Source organism: Castellaniella hirudinis (assembly GCF_047468865.1).
GTDB lineage: Bacteria > Pseudomonadota > Gammaproteobacteria > Burkholderiales > Burkholderiaceae_B > Castellaniella > Castellaniella hirudinis_A.
In genome coordinates, this window is sequence record NZ_JBLGTV010000001.1 from 468,397 (window position 1) to 493,694 (window position 25,298).

Annotated in this window: 29 protein-coding genes, 1 tRNA gene, 1 other RNA gene and 1 pseudogene; 28 read left to right on the forward strand and 4 right to left on the reverse strand. The window is 62.3% G+C overall.

The annotated features are described in order from the left end of the window. The first annotated feature begins 6 nt into the window (after window positions 1–6). From ACMHYJ_RS02175 to ACMHYJ_RS02220, 10 genes are all read left to right on the forward strand, one after another. Entirely contained in the window at window positions 7–1,176 is a 1,170-nt protein-coding gene (locus tag ACMHYJ_RS02175; RefSeq protein ID WP_414244558.1) for an AAA family ATPase, read from the forward strand. Further along, window positions 1,164–1,484 carry a hypothetical protein gene (locus ACMHYJ_RS02180; protein ID WP_414244559.1) on the forward strand — a complete coding sequence of 107 codons (321 nt, stop codon included), beginning with the start codon at window positions 1,164–1,166 and terminating at the stop codon, window positions 1,482–1,484. The genes ACMHYJ_RS02175 and ACMHYJ_RS02180 overlap by 13 nt, the downstream gene beginning before the upstream one ends. 140 nt (window positions 1,485–1,624) lie before the next feature. Then, window positions 1,625–2,053, forward strand: a complete 429-nt coding sequence (locus ACMHYJ_RS02185; protein WP_414244560.1) for a hypothetical protein — start codon at window positions 1,625–1,627, stop codon at window positions 2,051–2,053. Continuing rightward, the gene (locus tag ACMHYJ_RS02190) at window positions 2,050–2,670 is read left to right on the forward strand and encodes a DUF3164 family protein (protein ID WP_414244561.1); all 621 of its coding nucleotides are present in this window, start codon (window positions 2,050–2,052) and stop codon (window positions 2,668–2,670) included. Before ACMHYJ_RS02185 ends, ACMHYJ_RS02190 begins: the two co-directional genes overlap by 4 nt. A 1-nt stretch (window position 2,671) precedes the next feature. Next, window positions 2,672–3,577, forward strand: coding sequence for a recombination-associated protein RdgC (locus ACMHYJ_RS02195; protein WP_414244562.1), 906 nt, complete (start codon window positions 2,672–2,674; stop codon window positions 3,575–3,577). Window positions 3,578–3,628: 51 nt separating this feature from the next. Further along, entirely contained in the window at window positions 3,629–3,907 is a 279-nt protein-coding gene (locus tag ACMHYJ_RS02200; protein ID WP_414244563.1) for an HU family DNA-binding protein, read from the forward strand. 2 nt (window positions 3,908–3,909) lie between these two features. Next, an RNA gene (locus ACMHYJ_RS02205) (hammerhead ribozyme type II) lies at window positions 3,910–3,980 on the forward strand. A gap of 5 nt (window positions 3,981–3,985) precedes the next feature. Continuing rightward, complete coding sequence (locus ACMHYJ_RS02210; RefSeq protein ID WP_414244564.1) at window positions 3,986–4,669, forward strand: DUF2786 domain-containing protein; 684 nt, start codon at window positions 3,986–3,988, stop codon at window positions 4,667–4,669. A gap of 62 nt (window positions 4,670–4,731) precedes the next feature. Further along, window positions 4,732–5,262 (forward strand): regulatory protein GemA, encoded by a 531-nt coding sequence (locus ACMHYJ_RS02215; RefSeq protein ID WP_414244565.1) that lies wholly within the window; start codon window positions 4,732–4,734, stop codon window positions 5,260–5,262. Continuing rightward, entirely contained in the window at window positions 5,262–5,612 is a 351-nt protein-coding gene (locus ACMHYJ_RS02220; protein WP_414244566.1) for a Mor transcription activator family protein, read from the forward strand. Before ACMHYJ_RS02215 ends, ACMHYJ_RS02220 begins: the two co-directional genes overlap by 1 nt. A gap of 69 nt (window positions 5,613–5,681) precedes the next feature. On the opposite strand, the gene ACMHYJ_RS02225 is transcribed toward ACMHYJ_RS02220, so the two are convergent. After that, on the reverse strand, window positions 5,682–5,876 hold the full coding sequence (locus tag ACMHYJ_RS02225) for a hypothetical protein (protein ID WP_414244567.1): 195 nt from the start codon (window positions 5,874–5,876) through the stop codon (window positions 5,682–5,684). Window positions 5,877–6,129: 253 nt separating this feature from the next. On the opposite strand from ACMHYJ_RS02225, the gene ACMHYJ_RS02230 reads away from it, so the two are divergent. Beyond that, the gene (locus tag ACMHYJ_RS02230; RefSeq protein ID WP_414244568.1) at window positions 6,130–6,900 is read left to right on the forward strand and encodes a spermidine synthase; all 771 of its coding nucleotides are present in this window, start codon (window positions 6,130–6,132) and stop codon (window positions 6,898–6,900) included. Window positions 6,901–6,939: 39 nt separating this feature from the next. Further along, a tRNA-Val gene (locus ACMHYJ_RS02235) sits at window positions 6,940–7,016 on the forward strand. Between the two features lie 188 nt (window positions 7,017–7,204). On the opposite strand, the pseudogene ACMHYJ_RS02240 reads toward ACMHYJ_RS02235, so the two are convergent. Beyond that, window positions 7,205–7,751 (reverse strand): annotated as a pseudogene (locus ACMHYJ_RS02240) (RNA-guided endonuclease InsQ/TnpB family protein); the annotation flags it as partial. Between the two features lie 215 nt (window positions 7,752–7,966). Here ACMHYJ_RS02240 and thrS point away from each other — a divergent pair. From thrS to ACMHYJ_RS02320, 16 genes are all read left to right on the forward strand, one after another. Continuing rightward, the gene (thrS, locus tag ACMHYJ_RS02245; RefSeq protein ID WP_414244569.1) at window positions 7,967–9,913 is read left to right on the forward strand and encodes a threonine--tRNA ligase; all 1,947 of its coding nucleotides are present in this window, start codon (window positions 7,967–7,969) and stop codon (window positions 9,911–9,913) included. A gap of 39 nt (window positions 9,914–9,952) precedes the next feature. Then, the gene (infC, locus tag ACMHYJ_RS02250) at window positions 9,953–10,477 is read left to right on the forward strand and encodes a translation initiation factor IF-3 (RefSeq protein WP_414244833.1); all 525 of its coding nucleotides are present in this window, start codon (window positions 9,953–9,955) and stop codon (window positions 10,475–10,477) included. A gap of 88 nt (window positions 10,478–10,565) precedes the next feature. Beyond that, complete coding sequence (gene gshB / locus ACMHYJ_RS02255; protein ID WP_414244570.1) at window positions 10,566–11,528, forward strand: glutathione synthase; 963 nt, start codon at window positions 10,566–10,568, stop codon at window positions 11,526–11,528. After that, window positions 11,525–11,938, forward strand: coding sequence for a PTS sugar transporter subunit IIA (locus tag ACMHYJ_RS02260; RefSeq protein WP_414244571.1), 414 nt, complete (start codon window positions 11,525–11,527; stop codon window positions 11,936–11,938). The genes gshB and ACMHYJ_RS02260 overlap by 4 nt, the downstream gene beginning before the upstream one ends. 14 nt (window positions 11,939–11,952) lie before the next feature. Beyond that, on the forward strand, window positions 11,953–12,222 hold the full coding sequence (locus ACMHYJ_RS02265) for an HPr family phosphocarrier protein (protein ID WP_414244572.1): 270 nt from the start codon (window positions 11,953–11,955) through the stop codon (window positions 12,220–12,222). A 67-nt stretch (window positions 12,223–12,289) separates the two neighbouring features. Continuing rightward, window positions 12,290–13,996, forward strand: a complete 1,707-nt coding sequence (ptsP, locus tag ACMHYJ_RS02270; protein ID WP_414244834.1) for a phosphoenolpyruvate--protein phosphotransferase — start codon at window positions 12,290–12,292, stop codon at window positions 13,994–13,996. 117 nt (window positions 13,997–14,113) lie between these two features. Then, window positions 14,114–16,618 carry an EAL domain-containing protein gene (locus ACMHYJ_RS02275; RefSeq protein ID WP_414244573.1) on the forward strand — a complete coding sequence of 835 codons (2,505 nt, stop codon included), beginning with the start codon at window positions 14,114–14,116 and terminating at the stop codon, window positions 16,616–16,618. A gap of 159 nt (window positions 16,619–16,777) precedes the next feature. After that, the gene (locus ACMHYJ_RS02280; RefSeq protein WP_414244574.1) at window positions 16,778–17,176 is read left to right on the forward strand and encodes a hypothetical protein; all 399 of its coding nucleotides are present in this window, start codon (window positions 16,778–16,780) and stop codon (window positions 17,174–17,176) included. Window positions 17,177–17,373: 197 nt separating this feature from the next. Further along, on the forward strand, window positions 17,374–18,891 hold the full coding sequence (locus tag ACMHYJ_RS02285; protein WP_414244575.1) for a YifB family Mg chelatase-like AAA ATPase: 1,518 nt from the start codon (window positions 17,374–17,376) through the stop codon (window positions 18,889–18,891). A 29-nt stretch (window positions 18,892–18,920) separates the two neighbouring features. After that, complete coding sequence (locus ACMHYJ_RS02290) at window positions 18,921–19,163, forward strand: accessory factor UbiK family protein (RefSeq protein WP_414244835.1); 243 nt, start codon at window positions 18,921–18,923, stop codon at window positions 19,161–19,163. A gap of 175 nt (window positions 19,164–19,338) precedes the next feature. Beyond that, window positions 19,339–19,536: a 50S ribosomal protein L35 gene (gene rpmI / locus ACMHYJ_RS02295; RefSeq protein ID WP_414244576.1), complete on the forward strand. Its 198-nt coding sequence runs from the start codon at window positions 19,339–19,341 to the stop codon at window positions 19,534–19,536. Between the two features lie 13 nt (window positions 19,537–19,549). After that, window positions 19,550–19,906, forward strand: coding sequence for a 50S ribosomal protein L20 (gene rplT, locus ACMHYJ_RS02300; RefSeq protein WP_414244577.1), 357 nt, complete (start codon window positions 19,550–19,552; stop codon window positions 19,904–19,906). Between the two features lie 78 nt (window positions 19,907–19,984). Beyond that, entirely contained in the window at window positions 19,985–21,007 is a 1,023-nt protein-coding gene (gene pheS / locus ACMHYJ_RS02305; protein ID WP_414244578.1) for a phenylalanine--tRNA ligase subunit alpha, read from the forward strand. Window positions 21,008–21,079: 72 nt separating this feature from the next. After that, complete coding sequence (gene pheT, locus ACMHYJ_RS02310; RefSeq protein ID WP_414244579.1) at window positions 21,080–23,485, forward strand: phenylalanine--tRNA ligase subunit beta; 2,406 nt, start codon at window positions 21,080–21,082, stop codon at window positions 23,483–23,485. Window positions 23,486–23,499: 14 nt separating this feature from the next. Then, window positions 23,500–23,805, forward strand: a complete 306-nt coding sequence (locus tag ACMHYJ_RS02315; RefSeq protein ID WP_414244580.1) for an integration host factor subunit alpha — start codon at window positions 23,500–23,502, stop codon at window positions 23,803–23,805. Next, complete coding sequence (locus ACMHYJ_RS02320) at window positions 23,805–24,227, forward strand: MerR family transcriptional regulator (RefSeq protein ID WP_414244581.1); 423 nt, start codon at window positions 23,805–23,807, stop codon at window positions 24,225–24,227. The genes ACMHYJ_RS02315 and ACMHYJ_RS02320 overlap by 1 nt, the downstream gene beginning before the upstream one ends. 29 nt (window positions 24,228–24,256) lie before the next feature. Here ACMHYJ_RS02320 and ACMHYJ_RS02325 read toward each other — a convergent pair whose 3' ends face one another. Beyond that, on the reverse strand, window positions 24,257–24,730 hold the full coding sequence (locus tag ACMHYJ_RS02325; RefSeq protein ID WP_414244582.1) for a hypothetical protein: 474 nt from the start codon (window positions 24,728–24,730) through the stop codon (window positions 24,257–24,259). Continuing rightward, window positions 24,727–25,242 (reverse strand): sigma factor, encoded by a 516-nt coding sequence (locus ACMHYJ_RS02330; RefSeq protein WP_414244583.1) that lies wholly within the window; start codon window positions 25,240–25,242, stop codon window positions 24,727–24,729. The genes ACMHYJ_RS02325 and ACMHYJ_RS02330 overlap by 4 nt, the downstream gene beginning before the upstream one ends. Between the last annotated feature and the right edge of the window lie 56 nt (window positions 25,243–25,298).

The following is a 25,298-nucleotide window of genomic DNA, read 5'->3' on the forward strand; positions in this document are numbered from 1 at the left end:
GGCGCCATGCTGAAACTGAAAAAAATTCTTGCTGACCACGGTATTGAGCAGGCTGCATTGGCCGACGCCAGCGGCTACAGCGCACCGACCATGTCGCAATTGCTCAATCACGGATTCTGGCCGCGTAGCGCCAAATCCCGCCGCCTGCGCGACAACATCCGCGGCTACCTGCGCATGCGCGGCGTAGCTGAATCCCTGATTGCCGTTGCTTTTGAAAAAGAAACGGCCCCTGTTCAAGAGGGGCCGGATACCAACCTTTCCGATGAGGAACCTATGTCGATACCTAAACAGATTCTACACCCCAACACGCGTCAACACTTCGGCCTGGTGCGCGACCCCTTTGGCGAGGTCAGCAGCGCCGAGGAGTTCTATCAGAATGAGCACATCCGATTTACGCGAGCGGCCATGGTGGATGCTGCGCGGCGCGGGGGGTTCCTTGCCGTGGTCGGTGAATCTGGATCTGGCAAAACCACATTGCGCCGGGATTTGCAGGAACGCATTGACCGCGAACAGCTACCCATCCAGGTCATTCGGCCATACGTTGTGGGCATGGAGGCCAATGATGTCACCGGAAAGACGCTGAAAGCAGCGCACATTCTGGAAGCCATCATGGCGGAAATTGCGCCACACGACCCGCTGCGAATGTCCCAAAACGCACGTTTTCGACAATTGGAAACGGCGCTGCGTGAATCCTATAGTGCGGGCCAGCGATGCGTCGTCGTCATCGAAGAAGCCCACGCGCTGCCTAAGCCGACGCTGCGGCACTTTAAGCGATTTATTGAACTGGAAGACGGTTTTAAGCGGCTATTGTCCGTGATTTTGGTGGGCCAGCCTGAACTGCTGACCAAGGTAGACCCGCGTGATCCGACGATGCGCGAGGTTGTGCAGCGTCTTGAAATCATCAAGCTACCGCCCTTGGGTCACTACCTTGAGGAATACGTCGCCCATCGCGTCGAGCCGCTTGGCGTCCCTGTAGACAAAATCATCACCGTCGACGGCTTGCAAGCCGTGCGCGATCGGCTGCAGCCCCCTGCGCCCCGTGGCCATGAGCAACGCTCATATCTGTATCCGCTGGCAGTGCACAACCTGATGATCGCCGCTATGAATTTAGCAGCAGAAAACGGGGCCCCGTGCGTGTCCGCCGACATCGTGAAGGAGGTCACATGGGCTCGCTGATTGATTTTCCTGGGCTGCAGGGTTTTATGACTGCTGTCCCGAGCATTTTTACTCCAGCGCGGATCGAATGCTTGGCACAGGCAAACGACGTGGCACGCAAGTTGCGTGGCTTGGGCTATCGCGTGGTGGCTGAAGACCCGTTTCCCGATGACGGCGGCCCGTCGATCATCCAGATCGACGTGAGCACCGTCGGCACGCGGTCGCTGCAGCACCTGGGCGGCTGCAGCGTGCGGAACACGCTCACCGGTGTCGAGAGCACAACAATCGACGGGGTGCGGGTTGTCTGGCAGACCGTGGAGGCATCCTGATGGCGCTGCCCACATTCCGCTGCCCTTGCTGCAGAAACTCGCTCACCCTCGAAACTGTGCTGGCAAATGAGTCCGCGCGAGCATGCCTCATTCTACTGATGGACGCGCACCCCAGTGCATCCAGTTTGCTGCGTCCGCTCATGGCATACATCGGCCTTTTTGCACCAGCAAAACAGGACATCCGGTACGAACGGATGGCGAGCCTGCTGGAAGACCTGGTGCCCATGATCAGGTCCTGCCAAGTCGAACGCGGCGGTCGATCCATGTCGGCGCCACTGGACTACTGGAAGGCTGCGCTGGAAGAAGTGGTGCAGCGCGGGCATTCTGGTGGCCTGAAATTGCCACTCAAATCCCACGGCTATTTACTGGAGGTGGTCGTACAGATGACCACCAAGGCAGACGCCCAGGCTGAAACCCGGACAGAGCGGCAACGGCAGGGCCATTCTGGCCTGGGCACAACGCAAACCCGCGCGGCGCAGCCCGTAACCACCAGCGAGCCGCGCACCCCGATGCCCGCCCATATTCGGGAGGCGCTTTTCAAAACCGTGAACAAAGGAGCCGGATCATGACGGCACAAACTCCGATCCCGGATGGGTACAAACAGGATGGCCAGGGACGGCTGATCCCCATTGAAACCATCAAGCCGATTGACCTGGAGCGCGACGTGCTCGTCGCCAAGCTGGTCGATGGGGCCAAACAATGCGCCGGGCAGCTGCGCGACTACAAGGTCCATGCCTTCGGCGACATCGCCGCTTTTATCGAACTGAGCGCCGAGCAATACGGCGCGAAGGTCGGCGGCACCAAGGGCAACGTCACGTTGATGTCGTTCGACGGCCGCTACAAGGTCCTGCGGGCATGCGATGAGTCGATCGTGTTCGACGAGCGGCTGCAGGCCGCCAAGGCGCTCATCGACGAGTGCTTGCGCGACTGGACCAAGAGCACTGGGCCCGAAATCCGGGCGCTGATCGACCGCGCTTTCGAGGTCGGCAAGGCAGGTCAGCTGAACACCGCCCGCATCCTTGCCCTGCGCCGCGTCAACATCGACGATCCGCGCTGGCAAGAGGCAATGCAGGCCATCAGCGAATCGGTCCAGGTGGTGGGCAGCAAGTCCTACATCCGGGTCTACGAACGCGTGGGTGATTCAGATCGGTATGTACCGATTCCGCTTGATGTCGCGGGGGCGTGATATGTGGTTCAAAAACCTGAAACTCTACCGTTTGGCCCCTAAAGCCAAGCTAACGGTCACCGACCTGGAAGCGGCCTTAAATCTCTTGGCCTTTCGTCCCGGCAGCAGCCAGGACAATCAGGTTTCTGGTTGGATGCCGCCGCGTGATGACAGCGGCCTGGTCTACGCACAAAATGGACAAATTTTGCTGCGTTTGCACGTTGAAAAAAAGTTGTTGCCCGCATCGGTCGTCAACCAGGCCAGCAAAGCCCGCGCCATCCAGATCGAAGAGCAGCAGGGCTACAAACCCGGGCGCAAGCAAATGAAGGAAATCAAGGAGCAAATGACGATGGAGCTACTGCCCCGCGCCTTTGTCATTGTCCACGACACCCGGGTCTGGATCGACACCATCAATCGCTGGGTGGCCATTGACGCAGCAGCCACGGCCAGCAGCGACGAAGTCCTGGGCATGCTGGCCAGGACCCTGGCACCGTTTCCCATTGTGCCGCTGCACGTTGAAGTTGCGCCCGCCCGCGCGATGACACAGTGGCTTTGTGAAAACGAAGCCCCTGCTGGGTTCACCATCGACCAGAATGCAGAACTGTGTTCTACGGGTGAATCCAAGGCCACTGTTCGCTATCTGAATCAGACGATTAATCAAAAAGAGGCGGTGTATCGCATCCGCGAAGGCAAGCAGTGCACTCGCTTGGCCCTGACCTGGAACGACCGCGTGTCATTCGTCCTGACGGACAACTTAGACATCAAGCGGGTTGCCCCACTGGACGTCCTGAAAGAGCACCAGGATGCCCAGGCTGCTAATGAAGCCGAGCAATTCGACAGCGATTTCACCCTGATGACGGGCGAATTAGCCCACCTGCTGGGCGACCTGGTTGCTGCGTTAGGCGGCATACCACCTACAACCGATTAAATTTCCCCGGGTTTTCCCGGAAAACTACCCTCTATATATAAGGGAACAATTATGGCACTGACCAAAAAAGAACTGATCACAACCATCTCCGATCTGACTGGCCAACCAAAAGCGGCCGTTCAGGCTGTCCTTATGGGCATTCGCGCCGTACTCGTTGGCAAACTGGGCGAAGGTGACGAACTGGCATTACCCGACATCGGCAAATTCCATGTCGCCGAACGCGCCGCCCGCACCGGTCGCAACCCACGCACCGGCGAAACCGTCGAAATCGAAGCCAAGCGCGTCGTCAAATTCACGCCCGCCAAATCATTGAAGGATGCGGCGGCCTGATCCTGCGAAACGCTCCGGCGGCGGCCGGGGCGTCTGCCTGGCGTGGTGGCCAGGCACTGATGAGCAACCGGAGGATATATGGATAAAGACGACGTCATCCGCAAAATCAAAGCATGTTTGGATATGGCCCGCAGCGGCGAGGCGAACGAAGCTGCGAATGCTATGCGCCAAGCCCAAGCGTTGATGCTCAAGTATGGGATCGACCACCCGGACATCCTAGCGGCCAGCGTTTCCGAAATACCGGTGAAGGCAAGCGCCAACGAACGTCCTGCTCTGTACGAATCACAGCTCGCTGTTTTGATCGGCAGAGCAAGCGGGTGCCAGGTTGTGTTCTCCACAGGGGGCTGGAACCCAGGGCAGTGGCTGTATATAGGCTGTTCGCCCAGTGTCGAGGTAGCCAGCTATTCCATGGACGTTTTGATGCGACAACTGCGCAAATCGCGGCGCGAATATATGGATACAGAGTTGCGGCGATTCAAAAAGAAAAACAAAACGATCCGCGCCGATGCGTATTGCAATGCCTGGGTGCAAAAGGTCTCACGCTTGCTGACAAATTACGAGCAAACCGAGGAACAGGAGCAGGCCGTTGCTGCATACATGCTTAAAAAGCACCCAAACCTTGGCGATCTGCGCAGCACCGACAGGAGAAGCAAGAAAATCGATACATCCCGCGACCAGATGCGTGGATACCAGGACGGCGATAGCGCAGTCTTGCGCGGGGGGGTTGGTGTGCGCAATGCACCGTTGCAGTTGGAGATGTAGATTTGTCTGCTGATCGAAAACGTCTGATTCGCGTCATCCATGTAGCCCGCCGAGATCTGGCTATGGACGATGACACCTACCGAGCCATCCTGCGCCGGATTGGAAACGTCCCATCGGCGGCGGATATGGACACGTCCAAATTGCAGGCCGTTTTGGATCACATGAAAAAATGCGGGTTCAAGGTGCGTCCAAGCGGCAAAAAGGGCAGTCGAGCCCTGGCATCATCCCCTGTGGATAAGAAAGTCAGGGCTATGTGGTTGTTTGCTCATGAACTGGGCATTGTTCGTGACCCATCAGAACGGGCACTGGCTGCATACGTCAAACGGCTGGCAGGCGTAGACGCTCTGCAATGGACAAATGGGGATCAAGCGCTGACGCTGATCGAATCACTGAAAAAATGGATCATGCGCTACTTGCCGAACAAGGTTATGGCTGCGTCAGAGTCAGTCAAATTGCTGCCTTTACAAGCCCATGAGTACACCCACCTGCAAGCTTTGCTGATTGATGCATTCAGGCGCGGGACATACGACCCAATGCAAGGAGCATGGGTAGAAATACAACGCCTGGCCCGTCAGTACCAAGGAACAGCCTGATGTCGAAAAAATCCACGCGCATGGAGCATGTGCGTCACGAACTCTACACAGATATCATCGAGACCGTCGCAAAGGAAGTCGAAGAACTTGGTTACGACAGGGCGTTGGGGGAAATGATCGGGACTGCTGTCGTCAACTGTTTGATGGACAAGTGGCCAGGGCAGTACATTGTTTTCCCTATGGACCAAAAGTACCTCATTTCGATCCGCGACATGGAAATATACGAATCTCACCGTGGTGATTTCTCTGAAACATCAAAGCGATGGGGATTGACCCAAAGTGGAATTCGGAAAGTGATTGATCGTGTCACCAAGAGACTGATTGATCAGAACCAGAATCGCCTTTTCTGACCAAAATATCTGCAATATCGTTGCAGATTTCCCTTTACATTCCCGTATGTCCCCATAAATCCCGGCCATTTATCTCACTATTTGCCCTGGGTTTATCTCACACCCCTTCAGCTGCTGCAGGTAGTTGGTGCTCATCCAGAGCCGGTCCTTGGTGGACGACGGCGGCGAGGCGCTGAAAGCGGTGCCGGACAGGCACAGCGCCAGGGCGGCGGCCAGGAGTGCGGCAGAGCGCCGCGACGGCTGCAAGCGTGGGGTGTCGCGCATGAAAAGTCTCTCTGAGGGGTAAAGGGGGATGATTATGTAATGATAACAATTATCAATTTCATAGGCGATTATATACAAACAGCACGTGGATGCCATGCCTTTTCACTGTCCGGTCAGCATATCTTGATGACGCATGCGCAATGGCGGACGGCAGCACGCTTGTGTTCACCACCGAAAAGATTCTGATGACACACTGGTGTACATTAAGGCAGCCCAAGCCGCTGGTTTGCCCTTTTGTCTCCTTGGATGCGCCATGCCCCGCACTCACCGTCTGGCCGCTCGCCAGGCCGCCATCGAAGCCGATGAACCCACACTGTCCGAGCAGGATGGCATCCGCTACCTGCATTTCAATTCCGAATGGATCCAAGGCGCCATGCGGGTGGCGCGGCCCTCTGAGCTCGTCCTGGCCTATACGCAGCAAATGATGGCCTGGCTGCTGTTCCTGTCGCCCTCGGCCCGCGACCATATCGGCATACTGGGCCTGGGGGCGGGGTCTTTGCTGCGGTTTACCTTGCGCCATACCCGGTCGCAGGTGGTCTCCGTCGATCGCAATCCGGCGGTGTTGGCGGTTTGCCTGGCGTATTTCCGTCTGTCCGAGACAGCCCGCTCCGTGGTGGATGTGGCCGATGCCGCCGATTGGGTGGCCGATCCCCAGCGGGCCGGGACGTACCGCGCCCTGATGGTCGATCTCTATGACTGCCAGGCTCAGGGGCCGGTGTGCGGCGACCCCGCTTTTTACCGCGATTGCTTCCGAGTGCTGGATGAGCCTGGCATCATGACCGTCAACCTGTTTGGCGACCACGACAGCTTCCAGCCCAATCTGCAGGCCATTCGCGCCGCATTCGGCGGGCAAGTGCTGTGTCTGCCCGAGATCGACGAAGGCAATACCGTCGTGCTGGCCTTCAAGGGGCATCTCCTGTCACAGTCGGCCGCCGACCTCCTGCACCGGGCGGCCTGGGTCGAATTGCGCACCGGGCTGCCCGCCCAGCGCCTGGCGCGCACCGTGCTGGCGGCAATGGCTTGACAAGGAAAAAAAGCCTCCCTATAATCTCGTTCTTTCTTCAGGCGGTTAGCTCAGTTGGTTAGAGCGCTACGTTGACATCGTAGAGGTCGCTGGTTCGAATCCAGTACTGCCTACCAGAATTCTGCCAAGGGTTGCCCAACCCTGCCAAGAAAGCCGCGTAAACATTAGGTTTCGCGGCTTTTTACTTGCAAGGGTTGCCAAGGGGTTCCAAGCGCAGCCAAGGCGGGATGGGGTATGGATGGGGTATGGGATTGATCGGATGGGGTATGGCTTGCACATTGCTCCAGATAGTCCGACCACCATTTCGGCTGGTGTTCTGCGGCGGCACAGCCATGAGATAACCGCCGTTCCACGCCAGCTTGTAGTCCAGTTGGCGGCGGAACTCGAACCAGCCCTGATCCAGAATGGCCTTGTTCAGGCCGGATTTTGCCCGGACGTTTCTACCCGGCTTGTCGGTGCTGCCTGCCGCCGACTTGGACATATTGCGTATCTGCAAGTCTTCGATACACACCATCGCGTGGTTTTGGCTGATCGTGGTCGTGGCTTTATGCAGGTAGTCGCGGCGGGTATGACCAATGCGGGCGTGAATGCGCTGGACGCGGGCGCGGGCCTTTTTCCAGTTGTTGCTGAACCGGGTCTTGCGGCTCATGGCCTGCTGCGCTTTTCCAACCCGTCAGTTCTTTGCACAATTCGGCATAGCCGAGCTTTTTCTCGCCCTGCCCGTAACGCGCCTTCTGCAACGCCAGCGTCTTGTTGAATATGAACCGGCAGCAGCCAGCGTAGCGGCGCATCTGGCGCTGCTGCTGGCCGTCGGGCATCAGTTCGTATTTGAAGGCTTGTAGACGTCGCATAGTTAGCTGGATATATTTACAGCTGGCAGTATAGGACAGCGATGCTGTCCGCGCTATCCATCCCCGACGTGAACGACAGGGCTTTCCGCGAAACCAGGTAAAATTGATTGTTGGCAGTCTGGTTGCTAAACTTCAGGGGACGACCCCCTGTTTGGCAATATCTATACTTTCCGACGCGGCGCAGGCCGCTTTTTGTATTTTCAGGACACTTATTCATGGTTTGCATCACCTTGCCCGACGGCTCGCAGCGCGAGTTCGATCATCCGGTTTCTGTGCTCGATGTGGCGAAGTCGATCGGGACCGGCCTGGGCAAGGCGGCTTTGGCGGGCAAAGTGGCCGTGGATGGCCAGGATGCCCGGTTGGTCGATGCCAGCCATGTCATCGACCGGGATGCCCGCCTCAGCATCGTCACCGACAAAGACCCCGAGGGCCTGGATCTCATCCGGCACTCCACGGCCCACCTGCTGGCGTATGCCGTGAAATCCCTGTTTCCCGATGCCCAGGTCACCATCGGCCCGGTCATCGACAACGGCTTCTACTACGATTTCTCGTATAAGCGCCCCTTCACGCCCGAAGACCTCGAAGCCATCGAAAAGAAAATGGCCGAACTCGCCCGCCGGGATGAAATCGTTACACGCGAAGAATGGGATCGCGACGAAGCCGTCAAGTTCTTCCACGGGATCGGCGAGGCCTACAAGGCCGAGATCATCGCTTCCATCCCCACCAACGAGAAAATCAGCCTGTACCGCGAGGGTGATTTCATCGACCTGTGCCGGGGCCCGCACGTGCCGTCCACGGGGCGTCTGAAGGTCTTCAAGCTGATGAAGGTCGCCGGCGCCTATTGGCGCGGCGATAGCAAAAACGAAATGCTGCAGCGCATTTACGGCACGGCCTGGGCTCGCCAGGCCGATCAGGATGCCTACCTGCACATGCTGGAACAAGCCGAATTGCGCGATCACCGCCGCATCGGCCGAGAACTGGATCTGTTCCATTTTCAGGACGAAGCCCCCGGCCTGATCTTCTGGCACCCCAAGGGCTGGACGGTCTGGCAGCAGGTCGAGCAGTACATGCGTCAGGTGTACCAGGACAACGGCTACCAAGAAGTCAAGGCCCCGCAGATCCTGGACTTGTCGCTATGGAAAAAAACCGGCCACTGGGACAACTACCAGGAAAACATGTTCACGACGGAATCCGAAAACCGCGTGTACGGCTTGAAGCCCATGAACTGCCCCGGCCATGTGCAGATTTTCAATGCCGGGCTGCATTCCTATCGTGAACTGCCCCTGCGCTATGGCGAATTCGGCCAGTGCCACCGCAACGAGCCCTCGGGCTCTTTGCACGGCATGATGCGGGTGCGCGGCTTTACCCAGGACGATGGCCATATCTTCTGCACCGAAGACCAGTTGCAGGAAGAATGCGCCGCCTTCACCCGGCTGCTGCAGAAAGTCTATGCGGATTTCGGCTTTACCGAAATCCTGTACAAGGTCGCCACGCGCCCCGAAAAGCGCATTGGCGCCGACGACGTCTGGGACAAGGCCGAAAAAGCCCTGATGGACAGCCTGGATCTGACCCACTGCGCCTACGAGGTCTCCGAAGGGGAGGGCGCGTTCTATGGCCCGAAAATCGAATACACCCTGAAGGACGCCATTGGCCGCCATTGGCAGTGCGGCACCATCCAGGTTGATTTTTCCATGCCGGCGCGCCTGGGGGCCGAATACGTCGATGCCCAGGATCAGCGCCGCACGCCCGTCATGCTGCACCGCGCCATCCTGGGTTCGCTCGAACGCTTCATCGGCATGCTCATCGAAAACCATGCCGGGGCCCTGCCGGCCTGGTTGGCGCCGCACCATGCGGTGGTGTGCTGTATTTCCGACGGTTCCGCCGATTACGCCGATCAGGTGGCCAAGTCCCTGGTCAAGCAGGGCTTCCGGGTGTTTGCCGATTTGCGCGGCGAGAAGATTACGCGCAAAATCCGCGAACACAGCTTGCAGAAAATTCCGTATATTCTGGTTGTTGGCGATAAAGAGCGCGAATCCGGCGCCGTCGCCGTGCGCGGCCGCGGCAAACTCGACCTGGGCACCATGCCCGTGGCCGATTTCGTCGCCCGTCTGCAGCAGGATATTCATACCCGTCAGACAGGGGCCGAATCAGGGCAGGCCTGATTTCCCCTCTGGTTTTATTCACTCACAGGAGTCCTTGACATCGCAACCGAAAAGAAACACCGCGTCAACGGTGAAATCCGCATTCATGAAGTCCGCCTGATCGGCGTCGACGGCGAGCAGCTTGGCATCGTCCGCACTTCCGAGGCCTTGTCCATGGCCGAAGACAAGGACGTGGATCTGGTCGAAATCGCTCCCACCGCCAGTCCCCCGGTTTGCCGGTTGATGGATTACGGCAAATTCAAATACCAGGAACAAAAACGCCAGGCCGAAGCCCGCGCGCGCCAGAAGATCATCCAGGTCAAGGAAGTCAAATTCCGCCCGGGCACCGACGAAGGCGATTACCAGGTCAAATTGCGCAATCTGCGCCGTTTCATCGAAGACGGCGACAAGGCCAAGGTCACGCTGCGGTTTCGCGGGCGCGAAATGGCGCACCAGGAACTCGGCATGCGCGTGCTCGAACGCGTGCGCGACGACCTCGGCGAACTCATCCAGGTCGAAGCCATGCCCAAGCTGGAAGGCCGGCAAATGGTGATGGTGCTGGCGCCCCGCCGCAAGGCCGGCTGAGTCAGGCCGCGGGCGGGTTCCTCATGGCGGCATCGTGGCGGTTCAGCGGGCCGGTTGCCCGGGTTACTTGTTGTTTTGTAGGTCCATCATGCACGTTCTGTTCGTCATCGACCCCTTGACCGGCCTGAAAGCCTGGAAGGACTCTTCCGTGGCCATGATGCGCAGCCTGGCGGCGCAGGGTGACCGCTTCAGCTGCGCCACGATGGCCGATCTGTATATCGACCAGGGCCGGGTGCGGGCCGCCGCCACCGCGGTGCGGCTGCGCGACCGTCCCGATTGGCATGGCCACGACTGGTGGTCGCAGGCCGATGCGCCCGTGGAAACCGATCTGGCCGATTTCGATGCGGTATTGATGCGTAAAGACCCGCCGTTCGACATGGAATATGTCTACGCCACGCATCTGTTCGATTATGCCCAGGCCCAGGGGGCGCGGGTGTTCAACTCGGGGGCGGCGATCCGCAACCACCCCGAAAAGCTGGCCATCACCGAATTTGCCCAGTACACCGCGCCCACGCTGGTCACCCGCGACATGGCGCGCCTGCGCGCTTTCCACCAGCAGCACCAGGATGTGATCGTCAAACCCCTGGACGGCATGGGGGGCAGCGGCGTCTTTCGCCTGCAGCCCAAGGAACCCAACCTGGGCGCCATCCTCGAATCCCTGACCGCCCTGGGCACCCAAAGCATCATGGCGCAGCGCTACATCCCCGAGATCGTCCAGGGCGACAAGCGCATTCTCATCATCGGGGGCGAGCCCATTCCCTACGCCCTGGCGCGGGTTCCCCTGCAGGGCGAGACCCGCGGCAATCTGGCGGCCGGCGGCCGGGGGGTGGCCCAGCCCTTGACGCCGCGCGATCTCGAACTGGCTCAGGCCGTGGGCGGCCGCCTGGCGTCGCGCGGCCTGCTGCTGATCGGCCTGGACGTCATCGGCCAGTACATGACTGAAATCAACGTCACCAGCCCCACCTGTTTCGTCGAAATCACCGAACAAACCGGCTTTGACGTGGCCGGGCGCTTCGTCGACGCCTTGCGGCAAGCGGTGGGGCGGGCATGAAAACGCGTCTGGCCCTGGTGATGCACCAGCCCTTGGGGTCCGCTTTCCGGGACTGTGCCCAGCATGTGCTGGGGCGGGTGCCCGATCTTCAGGTCTTCGACATCGAGCCGGATGCGCCGCCGCCGCAGCAAACCGAGCGGATTCTGGCCTGGGTGCGCGAAGGTTCCGCCGATCAGCCGATCCTGATGCTGTGCGACCTGTATGGGGCGACGCCCTTCAATATCGCCGCCCAGGTGCTGCGGCAATCCCTGGGCGAAGGTTATATGATTCACCTGTTGACGGGAACCAATGCGTGCATGGTGCTCAAGGCCTTGACCGAGCAGCAGGAAAACCCCGAATCCCTCAGCGAACGCGTGCGACAGGGGGCGCTGCGCGGGATCGTCAATGCAGACCCCCCTCTCGATTGTTGACCCGGAGCCCGCCCATGCCATCCATTGATCTGGTGATATCCAACAAGCTTGGCCTGCATGCCCGCGCGGCGGCGAAACTCACCCAGCTGGCGGGGCGTTATGCCAGCGAAATCTTCATTTCCCGCGGGGCGCAGCGCGTCAATGCCAAAAGCATCATGGGCGTCATGATGCTGGCCGCCGGCCTGGGGGTCAGTGTCAGGGTCGAGGCCCTGGGCGCCGACGAAGACCAGGCCCTCGCCGATATTCAGGCCTTGTTCGATGGAAAATTTGGCGAATCCGAATAAACCCCCGGCGCAGCCCGGCGACCCGTCGCCGGAGCCCCCGCGCCACTGCCTGGCATCATCCCTGTGTCTGTACGGCCAGGGGGTGGTGCGCGGCTATGCCATCGGCCGCGCGGTGGTCATGAGCGCCGCCGCCCTCGAAGTCGCCCACTACCGGATCGCGCACGAAGATATCGCCGCCGAAAAACAACGCTTGTGCCAGGCCGTGGACGCGGCCGTGGACGACCTGCACCAGATGGTGGACACGCTGCCCGACGACGCCCCGCGCGAGCTGGGCGTGCTGCTCTCGGTGCATGCCATGCTGCTGCAGGATCCGATGCTGGTGCAGTCGGTCTGCCAACTGATCGACGAGCGTCAATACAACGCCGAATGGGCGCTGACCACCCAGGGGCAGATTCTGGCCGAACAGTTCGCCCTGATGGAGGATGCCTATCTGCGCGAACGCAGCGCCGATGTGCGCCAGGTGATCGAGCGCGTGTTGCGGGTGCTGTCGGGGTCGGCGCAGTGGCTGCCCAATCTCGACGAACTCGATACCGAAGGCAGCCTGATCGTGGTGGCCCGCGATATTTCGCCGGCCGACATGATGCGCCTGCGCGGCGGGAAATTCGGCGCGTTCCTGACCGATCTGGGCGGCGCGACTTCGCACACGGCCATCGTGGCGCGCAGCATGAATGTCCCGGCCGTGGTGGGGATGGGGCTGGTGCGCACCCTGGTGCGCGATGGCGACTGCCTGATCGTCGATGGCATCCATGGCCTGGTGGTGGTCAATCCGCCGCCCGCCGTTCTGCAGGAATACCAGCGCCGCCAGGCCGCCTTCCTGCGCGAGCGCGACGAGCTCAAGGCGCTGCGTTTCGCCCCGGCGATGACTCTGGACGGCGTCCAGGTCTGCATGCAGGCCAACATCGAGCTGCCCGAAGAAGCGGCGGATGCCTTGGCGGCGGGGGCCGAAGGCATCGGGCTGTTTCGCAGCGAATTCCTGTTCATGGGCCGCGCCGTGCTGCCCACCGAAGAAGAACAATACCAGGCGTATGCGTCGGTGGTGCGCACCATGGCCGGGCGGCCGGTCACCATCCGCACGCTGGATATCGGGGCGGACAAGACCCTGGACGGCGAGGCCACGGTGGCCACCAACCCCGCGCTGGGGCTGCGCGCCATCCGCTATTGCCTGGCCAATCCCGACCTTTTCAATACCCAATTGCGGGCCTTGCTGCGGGCCGCCGTGCATGGGCCGGTTCGGGTTCTGATCCCCATGGTGTCGCACATGCATGAAATCGTCGCGGCGCGCCGGGCGCTGGCGCGCGCAGCCGACGAGCTCGCGGCGGCCGGGACGCCCCATGATCCTCGGGTTCAGCTGGGGGCCATGGTTGAAATCCCCGCCATGGCGATTGCCATCGAGCCTTTTGCCGAAACGCTGGATTTCCTGTCGATCGGCACCAACGACCTCATCCAGTATGTGCTGGCCATCGACCGGGGAGACACGGACGTGGCCGCCTTGTACGATCCCATGCACCCGGCGGTGCTGCGCCTGATCGCGCATACGATCAATGCCGGCGAACGGGTGGGCAAGCCGGTGTCCGTGTGCGGCGAGATGGCGGGCGATGTCCGGGTCACCCGCATGCTGCTGGGTCTGGGGCTGACCGGGTTCTCCATGCACCCGCAGCAGCTGCTGGACGTGAAGAAGCAAATCCGCGCGGCCCATTCCAATGCCTTGCGGGTCAAGGTGGCTTCGGCCCTCAACCGGGCCGAGCGCATCGACCTGGCCGCGCTGTCGGTTTGATGCGGATCAATTAATCCCCGAGTTTATTTTTTTCCAAACCCAGGTTTATTGTCGGGCCAATTACACTGTGATCAGGCGATGAGGCCGTGTCGCCGGCCCGACTATACAGAGAACCACATGATTTCATCCTCCCGGGGCGCACGTTGGCGATTTGGCCTGCCCGGCCTGCGCAGCCTCAGGCATAAAGTCCTGCTGTCCTTTGCCTTGATCATTGTATTGGCGGTCAGCAATATCCTCATCGTCCGGGCGTTGCTCAACGAATCGGACAATGTGGCGTCCACCGTCAATGTCGCGGGGAAAATGCGCATGCTCAGTCAGCGCATCGCCCTGGAAGCCCTGGCCGAATCCATCGCCCCCGGCCAATACCATAGCCATCTCGCGGCCCAGGCCGAAACCTTCGAGCATGTTTTCCACGCCTTGATGTCGGGCGGGACGGCCTTCGGCCTGGCGATCCCCGCCGTCGAATACGAGCAGGCCCTTTACCTGGACAGGGTGGGGCGCGACTGGTTGCTGTTCCAGGAATACGTCGCGGATTTTTATCGGAGGATCGCGCTGAACCTGGATGGCCGCGGCGCGGCCATCGTCGACCCCGGCCCGCTGCTGGCCAGCAGCGGACAGCTGCTCGATAGCGTCGAGGCCCTGTTGGCGGATCTGATTCAGCACGCGCGCAACGTGCAGCAGCGGGCCTTGTATAGTTCGTTTTCCTTGTTTTTGCTCGACCTGCTGCTGCTGGGGCTGGCCTACATCATGGTGTCGCGCCAGGTACTGAAGCCCATCGACCGCCTGGTGCGGCATTGCCAGCAGTTGACCGCGGGCAATTATGCGGCGCGCACCCATTTGCGCCGGGCCGACGAACTGGGCCGCCTGGGCCAGGCCCTGAACGAATCCGCCGCGCACATCGAACGCCTGCTGGATGAAGTCGTGCGTGAGCGCGCCTCGCTGAAACGCGCGGCGCTGGTATATGCCCACACCAGCGAGGCCATGGTGGTCACCGACGAAGACGGCCATGTGCAGGACATCAACCCGGCTTTCACCACCATCACGGGCTACCATGCCGACGAAGTCGTCGGCAAGCGCCTGAACCTGCTCAGTTCGGGCCGCCAGAGCAAGGAGTTCTACGAGGCCATGTGGCAGTCGCTGTACGCGACCGGGCGCTGGAGCGGAGACCTCTGGAACCGGCGCAAATCGGGCGAGGAATACATCGAGAAGCTGACCATCAACACGTCGTATAACGACGATGGCAGCGTGAACTGCCGGATTGGTCTGTTTTCCGACGTTACGGAGAAGCGCCGCCGCGAAGCCTCCATCTGGCATCAGGCGCACTACGACCACCTGACGCAGCTGCCCAATCGGCAGATGTTTCATGCCAATTTGCAGCGCAGCATCCAGGCGTCCAAGGAATCCGGCCGGCCGTTTGCGCTGGTGTTTCTGGATCTGGACTTCTTCAAGGAAGTCAACGACACCTTCGGGCACGATGAGGGCGACGAGCTGCTGCGTCTGGTGTCGCGGCGCTTGATGGGCTGTGTGCGCGGCTCCGACCTGGTGGCCCGCCTGGGCGGCGACGAGTTCACCTTGATCATCCAGAACCTGGGCAAAGTCGAGGATGTCATGCCCATTTGCGACAAGGTATTGAAAGCGGTGGCCCAGCCTTATGTGCTCAATACCACCACCGTGCACATCTCGGCCAGCGTCGGAGTCACCTTCTATCCGCGCGATGGCGAAGACGCCGTCGCGCTGCTCAAGCATGCGGATCTGGCCATGTATGCCGCCAAGGATCTGGGGCGCAATCAATACGCCCTGTTTTCCGCCGATATGCGCGAGTCCGCCCAGACGCGGCGCGATTTGCTGCGCGACATGCAATTGGCCCTGGATGAAAAGCGCTTCGTCCTGCACTACCAGCCCATCGTCGATTTGCGCAGCGGCCGCATCGTGAAGGCGGAAGCCCTGATCCGCTGGCCGCATCCCGAGCGCGGAATGGTCAGCCCGGCCGACTTCATCCCCTTGGCCGAGGACAGTGGGCTGATCGTGCCGATCGGCGATTGGATTTATGACTGTGTGCTGGCGCAGACTCAGGCCTGGCGCCAGCAATTGGATCCGGACTTTTCCATCAGCGTCAATGTTTCGCCCGTGCAGTTCGAATACGAAGGCCTGGACGCCGATGCCTGGGTGGCGGCCTTGCAGCGCCATGGCTTGCCTGGATCCGCCGTGGCCATTGAAATCACCGAGCGCCTGCTGATGGCGGCGGAAGAAGAATCCGCCGCCCGCTTGAAGACGTTTCGCGCCGCCGGCGTGCAAATCGCCCTGGATGATTTCGGCACGGGCTATTCCTCTCTGTCGTACCTGAAACGCTTCAAGGTGGATCTCTTGAAGATAGACCAAAGCTTTGTGCACCACCTGACCCCCGGCTCCGAAGATCTGGTTCTGTGTCAGGCCATCATCCTGATGGCCCACCAGCTGGGGATGCAGGTGGTCGCCGAAGGCATTGAGACCGAGGCGCACCACAAGCTGCTGCTGCAGGCGGGCTGCGATTATGGCCAGGGCTACTGGTATGGCCGCCCCATGCCGGCGGACGACTTGGCGAGATGCGTGCAAAATGCACAGCCTGTATCCAGTTGTCCTTGAATCGGCCCAAAGGCCTTGCCGTGCAATCAGTCTTTACATGTCAGGGTTTACCCTTTATTCAATCCCACTAGAATGCGAGTTGAACGGATGCTGACTGCCTGGTTCCCCCGGGCGCCATCCGCACAGCACGTCGATCACTTGAATCGGGAGAATATGAATATGCTGCGCAAAACACTGACGATTTCCATCCTGGCGGCTTCCCTGGGGCTGCTGGCCGCTTGCTCCAAGAGCGACGAGCCGGTCGCGCCCGAGCCCGCGCCCGCGCCGTCCACGGCGCCGGCTCCGTCCATCGCGCCGACGCCTGATCCGGTTCCGCCGGCAGGCCAGGTGCAAGGGGCGCAAGACCCGGTTCAGCAGCCGACGCTTGAAGAAAAGCTGCAAGAGTCCGCCCGGCAGGCGAAGGAAAAAATGGCCGAAACCGGCCAGGCGGTTCAGGAAGGGGCCGCCGATCTGTCCGACAAGGCCGGGCAAGCGGCCGAAAGCGCGCGCGAATCCGTCGCCGAGGGCGCCGCCAAGGCGGATGCGGCCATTCAGGATGCCGTGGGCAACAAGCAGTAAGCGAATCCTCGCGCCCGCGCTGCGGGGACGAGGGGCCAAGCCCGCCCCGGGATGACCCGGGCCGGCGACATCGCTGCGCAGGCGGGCCGCGGGCGGTTTCCGACGCAGGCCAGGATGACCAAAAGGGCGCGTCAGCGCCCTTTTCAATGCGCGGCCTGCCTATAGTAGGGCCATTGCAACCCATTTGAAGGACTGCCATGTCGCTTGCCGTGCTGGCCAGCCGGGCCTTGTCTGGACTGCAGGCCTGGCCCGTCCAGGTCGAAGTGCATGTGGGCAATGGCCTGCCCGCTTTTTCGCTGGTCGGCCTGCCGGGGGCGGGGGTGCGCGAAAGCCGCGACCGCGTGCGCGCCGCGATTCTGAACAGCGGCTTCGAGTTTCCCGAGGGGCGCATCACGGTCAACCTGGCCCCGGCCGATCTTCCCAAGGATTCGGGCCGCTTCGATCTGCCGATTGCGCTGGGGATATTGCTTGCTTCGGGGCAGATCGTGGACGGGCAGGGCAATGGGCCGGGCTTGCGGCATTATGTGCTGGCCGCGGAGCTGTCCCTGACGGGGGCTTTGATGCCGGCGGCGTCCGCCCTGGCGATTGCGTTGTCGGTTGCCCGGGACGATCCGCGGGCCATCCTGGTCATGGCGCCGCCGTCGGCCCGGCTGGCTGCGCTGGTGCCCGGCCTTCAAGCCCTGGCGGCCGACAGCCTGGATGGCGTGGTGCGCCACTTCCGGGGCGAACAGGCGCTGCCCGTCGCCTGTCCGGCGCCCTGGCAGGCGGCGGGGCCGGCCCCGCCGTGTCTCAGCGACGTCCGGGGCCAGGCCCTGGCCCGTCATGCCCTGGAAATCGCCGCCGCCGGCGGGCACAGCCTGTTGATGCGCGGGCCGCCGGGGGTGGGCAAAAGCATGCTGGCCCAGCGGCTGCCGGGGCTGCTGCCGCCGCTGACCCGCCTGCAGGCGCTGGAAGTTGCCGCCGTGCATGGCCTGGTTCAGCCCTTGTTGTCGCTGCCGCTGGCCCCGCCTTTCCGGTCGCCTCATCATGGCGCAACGCGGTCGGCGCTGGTGGGCGGCGGGGCGTACCCGCGTCCCGGGGAAATCAGCCTGGCCCACCATGGCGTGCTGTTCCTGGATGAATTGCCCGAGTTCGATCGGCGGACATTGGAGTCCCTGCGCGAACCGCTGGAAACCGGCGTCGTCACGATTGCCCGGGCGGCCGGCAGTTGCCACTTTCCGGCCCGCTTCCAGCTGGTCGCCGCCATGAACCCGTGCCCTTGCGGCTGGCTGGGCCATCCGCGACGGCGGTGCGCCTGCACCCAGGAGCAGGTGGCCCGCTATCGCGCCCGGGTATCCGGCCCGTTGCTGGATCGCATCGACCTGCAGGTGGCGCTGGCCGTGGAAGGCGCCTGGCATGACGCGCCGCCGGGGGAAAGTTCCGCCGTGGTGCGGGCGCGGGTGCTGGCGGCCCGGCAGCGCCAACTGGATCGGCAGGGGCGGCTGAATGCGGCCCTGGATGCCGCCGGCCTGGCCCGGCACGCCGCGCTGGACGCCGGGGGCGAAGCACTGCTGACGCGCACGGTCGAGAAATGGGGCTGGTCCGCGCGGGTGACCCAGCGCATGCTGCGCGTGGCGCGCACGCTGGCCGACCTGCGGCAGGCCGACGTGCTGGATCAGGCGACCCTGGCGCAGGCGATTCAATTTCGCCCCGAAGGGGACGCTGTCGTAAAATAGGCCTTTCGATTACCCAGGAGGCCGCTGTGATCGCCCCCAACCAATGGCTGGATGATTTCCAGAAAAACGTGTCCGATCTGCTGGCCAAGACCCCGGCCGCCGACATCGAGCGCAACCTGAAGGCGCTGATGGCCCAGACCTTCGCCCGGATGGATCTGGTCACCCGCGAAGAGTTCGACGTCCAGGCCGATCTGCTGGCCCGCGCCCTCCAGCGGGTCGATGCCCTGGAGGCCCGGGTGCAGGCTTTAGAACAGCAGTTCGACAAAACATAATAAATCACCCTATAATCAAGGGCTTTTCCTGGTTTCCTTAATTGGTGGCCGGAAAGCAGTGGCCCATGGCGTGCACGTTGCGCATGCGGGCCATTACGTGATTGCGGACAACAGGTCAAAAAAGCGCCCGGTCTGTCGGGCCACCCAAGTTCGCCAAGTCAACAGAGTAATCGTTATGCCCAAGATGAAGAGCAAAAAAGGCGCTTCCAAGCGCTTTAAGGTGCGCGGCAGTGGTTCCATCAAGCGCGGCCAGGCTTTCAAACGTCACATCCTGACCAAGAAAACCACCAAGAACAAGCGCCAATTGCGCGGTTCTACCGCTGTCCATGATTCCGATGTCGCCGCCGTGAAGGCGATGTTGCCTTTCGCTTGATCGGAGAAGTCTAATGCCTCGCGTCAAACGCGGCGTCACCGCACGTGCACGCCACAAAAAAGTCCTCAAAGCCGCCAAGGGTTACCGTGGTCGCCGCGGTAATGTATTCCGCATCGCCAAACAGGCGGTGATGAAGGCGGGCCAGTATGCCTACCGCGACCGCCGCAATAAAAAGCGCACCTTCCGCGCCCTGTGGATCACCCGGATCAACGCCGGCTGCCGTGAACTCGGCGTTACCTACAGCGTGTTCATCGCCGGCCTGAAAAAAGCCTCGATCGAACTCGACCGCAAGGTGCTGGCCGATATGGCCGTCAACGACAAGGCCGGCTTTGCCGCCATCGTGGCTCAGGCGAAATCCGCACTGGCCTAATTGATACAGTTTCGTTTTTGATTCTGTCTCATCGCAAACGGAGCTCGCCTGGGCTCCGTTTGCGTTTTGGAAGAAACTATGGACACGACGCTCGACGAACTCATCCAGCAGGCCCAGGGCCGCTTTGCCCAAGCCGGGGATGTTGCGACACTGGAAAACGAAAAAGCGGTCTTTCTGGGCAAACAAGGCTCGCTGACCGCCTTGCTCAAGGGCCTGGCGGGTTTGCCGGCCGATGAAAAAAAAGCGCGTGGGGCCCAGATCAATCAGGCCAAGCAGCAGGTCGAGGCCTTGCTCAATCAGCGCCGGGCCGAACTGGCCCAGGCCGCGCTGGATCAGCGTCTGGCCGCCGAGACCATTGACGTGACCCTGCCGGGCCGGGGGCGCGGCGCGGGCGGGATTCACCCCGTGATCCGAACCTGGCAGCGAGTCGAGCAGATTTTCCGCTCGATCGGCTTCGACGTGGCCGACGGCCCCGAGATCGAAAACGATTGGACCAATTTCACGGCCTTGAACAACCCGGAAAACCATCCGGCGCGTTCGATGCAAGACACGTTCTACGTGGACATGCAGGATGCCGGCGGCCTGCCGCTGGTGCTGCGCACGCACACCAGCCCCATGCAGGTGCGCTACGCCCGCATGCATACGCCGCCCATCAAGGTCATCGCCCCGGGGCGCACCTACCGGGTGGACAGCGACGCCACCCATTCGCCCATGTTCCACCAGGTGGAAGGCCTGTGGATCGCCGAAGACATCTCCTTCGCGGATCTCAAGGGCGTGTATACCAATTTCCTGCGGGCCTTCTTCGAGACCGACGACCTGACCTTGCGCTTCCGGCCTTCGTTTTTTCCGTTCACCGAACCCTCGGCCGAGATCGACATGATGTTCACCTCGGGGCCCAACCAGGGGCGTTGGCTGGAAATCTCGGGTTCTGGCCAGGTTCACCCCCAGGTGGTGCGCAATTTCGGCCTCGACCCCGAACGCTACATCGGCTTCGCCTTCGGCTCCGGCCTCGAACGCCTGACCATGCTGCGTTATGGCGTCAATGATCTGCGCCAGTTCTTTGAAGGCGACCTGCGCTTTTTGCGTCAATTCAACGTCTAGCGTCTAGTGTCCAGCGCGGCGCGCCACGCGCCCGACTGGAGACCCCTGTCTTGGCAATACGGAATCCGAATCATGCAATTTCCAGAATCATGGCTGCGCGACTGGGCCAATCCTGACATCGACGGCCAGGCCCTGGCCGACCGGCTGACCATGGCCGGCCTGGAGGTCGAAGACGCAGACCCCTATGCGCCGCCTTTTTCCGGGGTGGTGGTGGCGCGTATCGACGCCATTGCGCCGCACCCCGATGCCGATAAACTGCGCGTTTGCCAGGTCGATGACGGCGCGGGCCAACCGCTGCAGATCGTGTGCGGCGCCCCCAACGCGGCCGTTGGCCTGGTCGTGCCCTTGGCCCGGGTCGGGGCGAAGCTGCCCGGCGGCATGACGATCGGCCCGGTCAAGATGCGCGGGATCGAATCCGCGGGCATGCTGTGTTCGGCGCGCGAACTGGGCCTGTCCCAGGATCACGCAGGCCTGCTGGCCCTGGATGCCGGCCTGGCGCCTGGCGCCGACCTGCGCCAGGCGCTGGATCTGGACGACACCGTCTATACCCTGAAATTGACGCCCAACCGGGCCGATTGCCTGTCCATCCAGGGGGTGGCCCGCGAAGTCGCCGCTTTGACCGGCTGCGCGATGCGCGAGGCCGTCGTGCCCCAGGTGCCCGTCACCATCCCGGATCGGCTGCCGGTCAGCGTCCAGGCGCCCGATCTGTGCGGTCGCTTTGCCGGGCGCATCGTGCGCGGCGTCAACGCGCGCGCCGCCACCCCGGGCTGGATGAAATCCCGCCTCGAAAGGGCGGGGCAGCGTTCCGTGTCCGCCCTGGTGGACATCTCCAACTACATCATGCTGGAACTGGGGCGGCCTACCCACGTCTTTGATTTGCAGCGCATCCAGGGGGGGCTGACCGTGCGCTGGGCGCAGGCGGGCGAATCCCTGACGCTGCTGAACGAGCAAACCGTCGAACTGACCCCCGATGTCGGCGTCATCGGCACCGGCCAGGCGCTGGAAAGCCTGGCGGGTGTGATGGGCGGCCTGGATTCCGCCGTCACGCTGGACACCACCGATGTCTTTCTGGAAGCCGCGTTCTGGTGGCCCGAGGCCATCATGGGCCTGACGCGCCGCTTCAAGCTCACCTCCGAGGCGGCCCACCGCTTCGAGCGCGGGGTGGATTTCTCCACGATTCCTCAGCATCTGGACATCATGACGCAGCTGATCCTGGACATCTGCGGCGGCCAAGCCGGCCCGCTGGACGACCAGGTCATCCGCCTGCCCGCCCGCGAGCCGGTGCGCATGCGCCTGTCCCGCTGCGCCAAAGTGCTGGGGATTGCCCTGGAAGCCGGGCAGGTCGCCGAGGTGTTCACCCGTCTGGGGTTTGCGTTCCGGCAGCAGGACGATGATTTCATCGTCACCCCGCCGCCCGCGCGCTTTGATCTGCTCATCGAAGAAGACCTGATCGAGGAGGTCGCCCGCATTCATGGCTTCGACCGGATCCCCGATCAGCCGCCCGTGGCCCCGGCCCGGATGCGCGTCTTGCCCGAGACCCTGTATGGCCCGCACGCCATGCGGGCCGCCATGGCCGCCCTGGATTTCCAGGAAGTCATCAATTTTTCCTTCGTCGAAGAAGCCTGGGAAAACAACTATTGCGACAACACCCAGCCTGTTCGCCTGCTGAACCCCATTGCCAGCCAGTTGGCGGTCATGCGCTCCAGCCTGATCGGCGGCCTGTTGGCCAATATCGCTCACAATGCCAAACACCGCCAGAACCGGGTGCGGGTGTTCGAGTTCGGCCGCGTGTTCCGCCGCGATGCCGCCGTCGCGGAGGGCGACCTGACCGTGGCCGGCGTGGCGCAGCCCAATCATCTGGCCGGGGCCGCGTGGGGGCCGGCGCTGCCCGAGCAATGGGGCGAAGCCGTGCGCCAGGTGGATTTCTTCGATCTGAAACGCGACCTGGAAACGCTGTTGGGCGCGCGCGCCCAAGGCCTGCGCTTCGAGGCCGCCGTCCACCCGGCGCTGCACCCCGGGCGCAGCGCCCGCGTCCTGCTGGACGGCCAGGCCATCGGCTGGCTGGGCGAAGTCCATCCTCGTTGGGCGCAGGCGCTGGATCTTGCCCACGCGCCCGTGGTGTTTGAAATCAACGCCGAGGCCATCGCCGCCAAGGTCTTTCCTCAGCCCGCGGAACTGTCCCGCCAGCCCGTGGTGATCCGCGACTTGGCCGTCTGGGTCGAGGCGGATGTTTCCTGGCAGGCATTGCTTGATACACTGCACAAGCAAATCCAGGACGACGCCGCCCTGTCGGTCGTCAAAGACATTAAACTATTCGATATCTGGCGGGATTCAGCCTCGGCAAGCCAGCGCAGCCTGGCGCTGCGATTCTGGTTCCAGGGGCGGGAATCCACGCTGGATGAAAGCCAGATCGAATACTGCGTGCAGCGCCTGACCCAGGCCTTGGTGCAGGGCCATCAGGCCCGGTTGCGGACATAGGAGATTAGCAAGTGATGACGGATCGTACCCTCACCAAAGCCCATCTGGCCGACATGCTCTTCGAGCGGGTCGGCTTGAACAAGCGCGAGGCCAAAGACGTGGTCGACACTTTTTTTGCCGAATTGCGCGATGCCCTGGTGCATGGCAACGAAGTCAAGCTGTCCGGTTTTGGCAGTTTTCAGGTGCGCAACAAGCCCCCGCGCCCCGGGCGCAACCCCAAAACCGGCGAAGTCATCCCGATTTCGGCTCGTCGGGTGGTCACTTTCCACGCCAGTCAAAAACTGAAGGGCAGCATCGACGCACCTGGGGGGGCCGAATAATGACCACCGCGTCCGCCACGGCATTGCCTCCCATTCCCGCCAAACGCTATTTCACCATCGGCGAAGTCAGCGATCTGTGCGGGGTCAAGCCGCACATCCTGCGCTACTGGGAACAAGAATTCGCCCAGCTCAAACCGGTCAAGCGCCGGGGCAACCGCCGTTATTACCAGCACCACGAAGTCTTGCTGGTGCGCCGCATCCGCGATCTGCTGTACGAACAGGGTTTCACCATCGCCGGGGCGCGCAACCGTCTGGGCGATGGGGGCGACATGCCGCACGACCAGGATGCCGCCGTCCGCTTCAGCGGCACCGAACTCCAGGCGCTGCGCAAAGACCTGCAGGCCGTGCGCGAGCAACTGCGCCAGGCGCTGGGGCAGGCCACCCGGCCCGCCAATCAGGCCGAGGGGCTGCTCAAGCTATAACTGCCCATAACCGCCGTCGGTCGCCAAGCCTAAGATTGCGTCTGGCCGGGCAGCTGGATGTCTTGCTGAAGCACCGTGCTGGGGGTGGGACGCAGGCTGGCCCAGGTCAGCAGCACCAGCAGGCCCGTCGCCACGCACAAGCCCGCCGTGATCATCAGACGTTTGCGTGGTCGCGGGCTCCGGCCTCGAGGCTTGTGGTCTTCGGCGGGCGGGCTGGCGGCCGTTCCGGCCTCTGGCTGGTGTCCGGGGCGGGTTTCGCCCGGGAACGCAATGTATTCCATCCCCAGGCTGTTTTGCACCCGCGTCAGCAGTTCCGGCGGCGGCGGGCTGGCCGGCAGGCCGTCCACGATATCCAGAAAATAGGCTTCCCATTTCAGGGCGCGGGCGGCGGCGGCGTCGTCGCGCGCCAGCCGGGCCTGGATGTCTTGCGCTTGTTCGCGCATGTCCAGCCCCAGCACATAGCAGGCGATTTCGTGATCGGAGTACGCGCGGTGGGATTTCATGCGTGCACCGCCGCGTCGATGTGGCTGAGGCCAGCTTCGATGGAGGCCTGGATATCCGGTTCGGTGCGGTCGAGCCGGGCCGCGATGCGGGCCGGGTCGCCGCCGTGCAGATAGGCTTGCAGCAAAGCGTCCCGCTGGGGGCCGGGAAGCTGGGACAAGGCGGTCTGCACCAGGCCGGACTGCAGATTCAGGGCGGGCAGCGGCAGGTTTTCGGCGTCGGTGTCGCCCGCCAGACGGCAACGGCGCAGGCGCTCCAGCGCCCGGTAGCGCAAAATACTGTATATCCAGGCGCGCGCGGTTCCGATGGCCGGGCTGTAGCCCGAGGCATTGCGCCAGATCAGGATAAAGGTTTCGTGCAAGACCTCGTCCGCCTGCTCGGGCGCGCCCAGCATCGCCAGCGCCAAGGCCCGCATGGCGGGAGATTCGTGGTGGTACAAGGCGTGAAAGGCAGCCTGGTCGCCGGCGGCGCAAGCCAGCAGTTCCGCCTCGTAGTCAAAAACCGAAACAGTCATACAATCTTTCCGGCCAGGCCGGGTTCACTTCAATGGCCTCTATTGTATGCGCAGCC

Bases quoted from the DNA above. Each gene is read 5' to 3' on its own strand.
- ACMHYJ_RS02175 (WP_414244558.1), top strand. From the start codon at position 7: ATGCTGAAACTGAAAAAAATTCTTGCTGACCACGGTATTGAGCAGGCT.
- ACMHYJ_RS02180 (WP_414244559.1), top strand. From the start codon at position 1,164: ATGGGCTCGCTGATTGATTTTCCTGGGCTGCAGGGTTTTATGACTGCT.
- ACMHYJ_RS02185 (WP_414244560.1), top strand. From the start codon at position 1,625: ATGGCATACATCGGCCTTTTTGCACCAGCAAAACAGGACATCCGGTAC.
- ACMHYJ_RS02190 (WP_414244561.1), top strand. From the start codon at position 2,050: ATGACGGCACAAACTCCGATCCCGGATGGGTACAAACAGGATGGCCAG.
- ACMHYJ_RS02195 (WP_414244562.1), top strand. From the start codon at position 2,672: ATGTGGTTCAAAAACCTGAAACTCTACCGTTTGGCCCCTAAAGCCAAG.
- ACMHYJ_RS02200 (WP_414244563.1), top strand. From the start codon at position 3,629: ATGGCACTGACCAAAAAAGAACTGATCACAACCATCTCCGATCTGACT.
- ACMHYJ_RS02210 (WP_414244564.1), top strand. From the start codon at position 3,986: ATGGATAAAGACGACGTCATCCGCAAAATCAAAGCATGTTTGGATATG.
- ACMHYJ_RS02215 (WP_414244565.1), top strand. From the start codon at position 4,732: ATGGACGATGACACCTACCGAGCCATCCTGCGCCGGATTGGAAACGTC.
- ACMHYJ_RS02220 (WP_414244566.1), top strand. From the start codon at position 5,262: ATGTCGAAAAAATCCACGCGCATGGAGCATGTGCGTCACGAACTCTAC.
- ACMHYJ_RS02225 (WP_414244567.1), bottom strand. From the start codon at position 5,876: ATGCGCGACACCCCACGCTTGCAGCCGTCGCGGCGCTCTGCCGCACTC.
- ACMHYJ_RS02230 (WP_414244568.1), top strand. From the start codon at position 6,130: ATGCCCCGCACTCACCGTCTGGCCGCTCGCCAGGCCGCCATCGAAGCC.
- thrS (WP_414244569.1), top strand. From the start codon at position 7,967: ATGGTTTGCATCACCTTGCCCGACGGCTCGCAGCGCGAGTTCGATCAT.
- gshB (WP_414244570.1), top strand. From the start codon at position 10,566: ATGCACGTTCTGTTCGTCATCGACCCCTTGACCGGCCTGAAAGCCTGG.
- ACMHYJ_RS02260 (WP_414244571.1), top strand. From the start codon at position 11,525: ATGAAAACGCGTCTGGCCCTGGTGATGCACCAGCCCTTGGGGTCCGCT.
- ACMHYJ_RS02265 (WP_414244572.1), top strand. From the start codon at position 11,953: ATGCCATCCATTGATCTGGTGATATCCAACAAGCTTGGCCTGCATGCC.
- ACMHYJ_RS02275 (WP_414244573.1), top strand. From the start codon at position 14,114: ATGATTTCATCCTCCCGGGGCGCACGTTGGCGATTTGGCCTGCCCGGC.
- ACMHYJ_RS02280 (WP_414244574.1), top strand. From the start codon at position 16,778: ATGCTGCGCAAAACACTGACGATTTCCATCCTGGCGGCTTCCCTGGGG.
- ACMHYJ_RS02285 (WP_414244575.1), top strand. From the start codon at position 17,374: ATGTCGCTTGCCGTGCTGGCCAGCCGGGCCTTGTCTGGACTGCAGGCC.
- rpmI (WP_414244576.1), top strand. From the start codon at position 19,339: ATGCCCAAGATGAAGAGCAAAAAAGGCGCTTCCAAGCGCTTTAAGGTG.
- rplT (WP_414244577.1), top strand. From the start codon at position 19,550: ATGCCTCGCGTCAAACGCGGCGTCACCGCACGTGCACGCCACAAAAAA.
- pheS (WP_414244578.1), top strand. From the start codon at position 19,985: ATGGACACGACGCTCGACGAACTCATCCAGCAGGCCCAGGGCCGCTTT.
- pheT (WP_414244579.1), top strand. From the start codon at position 21,080: ATGCAATTTCCAGAATCATGGCTGCGCGACTGGGCCAATCCTGACATC.
- ACMHYJ_RS02315 (WP_414244580.1), top strand. From the start codon at position 23,500: ATGACGGATCGTACCCTCACCAAAGCCCATCTGGCCGACATGCTCTTC.
- ACMHYJ_RS02320 (WP_414244581.1), top strand. From the start codon at position 23,805: ATGACCACCGCGTCCGCCACGGCATTGCCTCCCATTCCCGCCAAACGC.
- ACMHYJ_RS02325 (WP_414244582.1), bottom strand. From the start codon at position 24,730: ATGAAATCCCACCGCGCGTACTCCGATCACGAAATCGCCTGCTATGTG.
- ACMHYJ_RS02330 (WP_414244583.1), bottom strand. From the start codon at position 25,242: ATGACTGTTTCGGTTTTTGACTACGAGGCGGAACTGCTGGCTTGCGCC.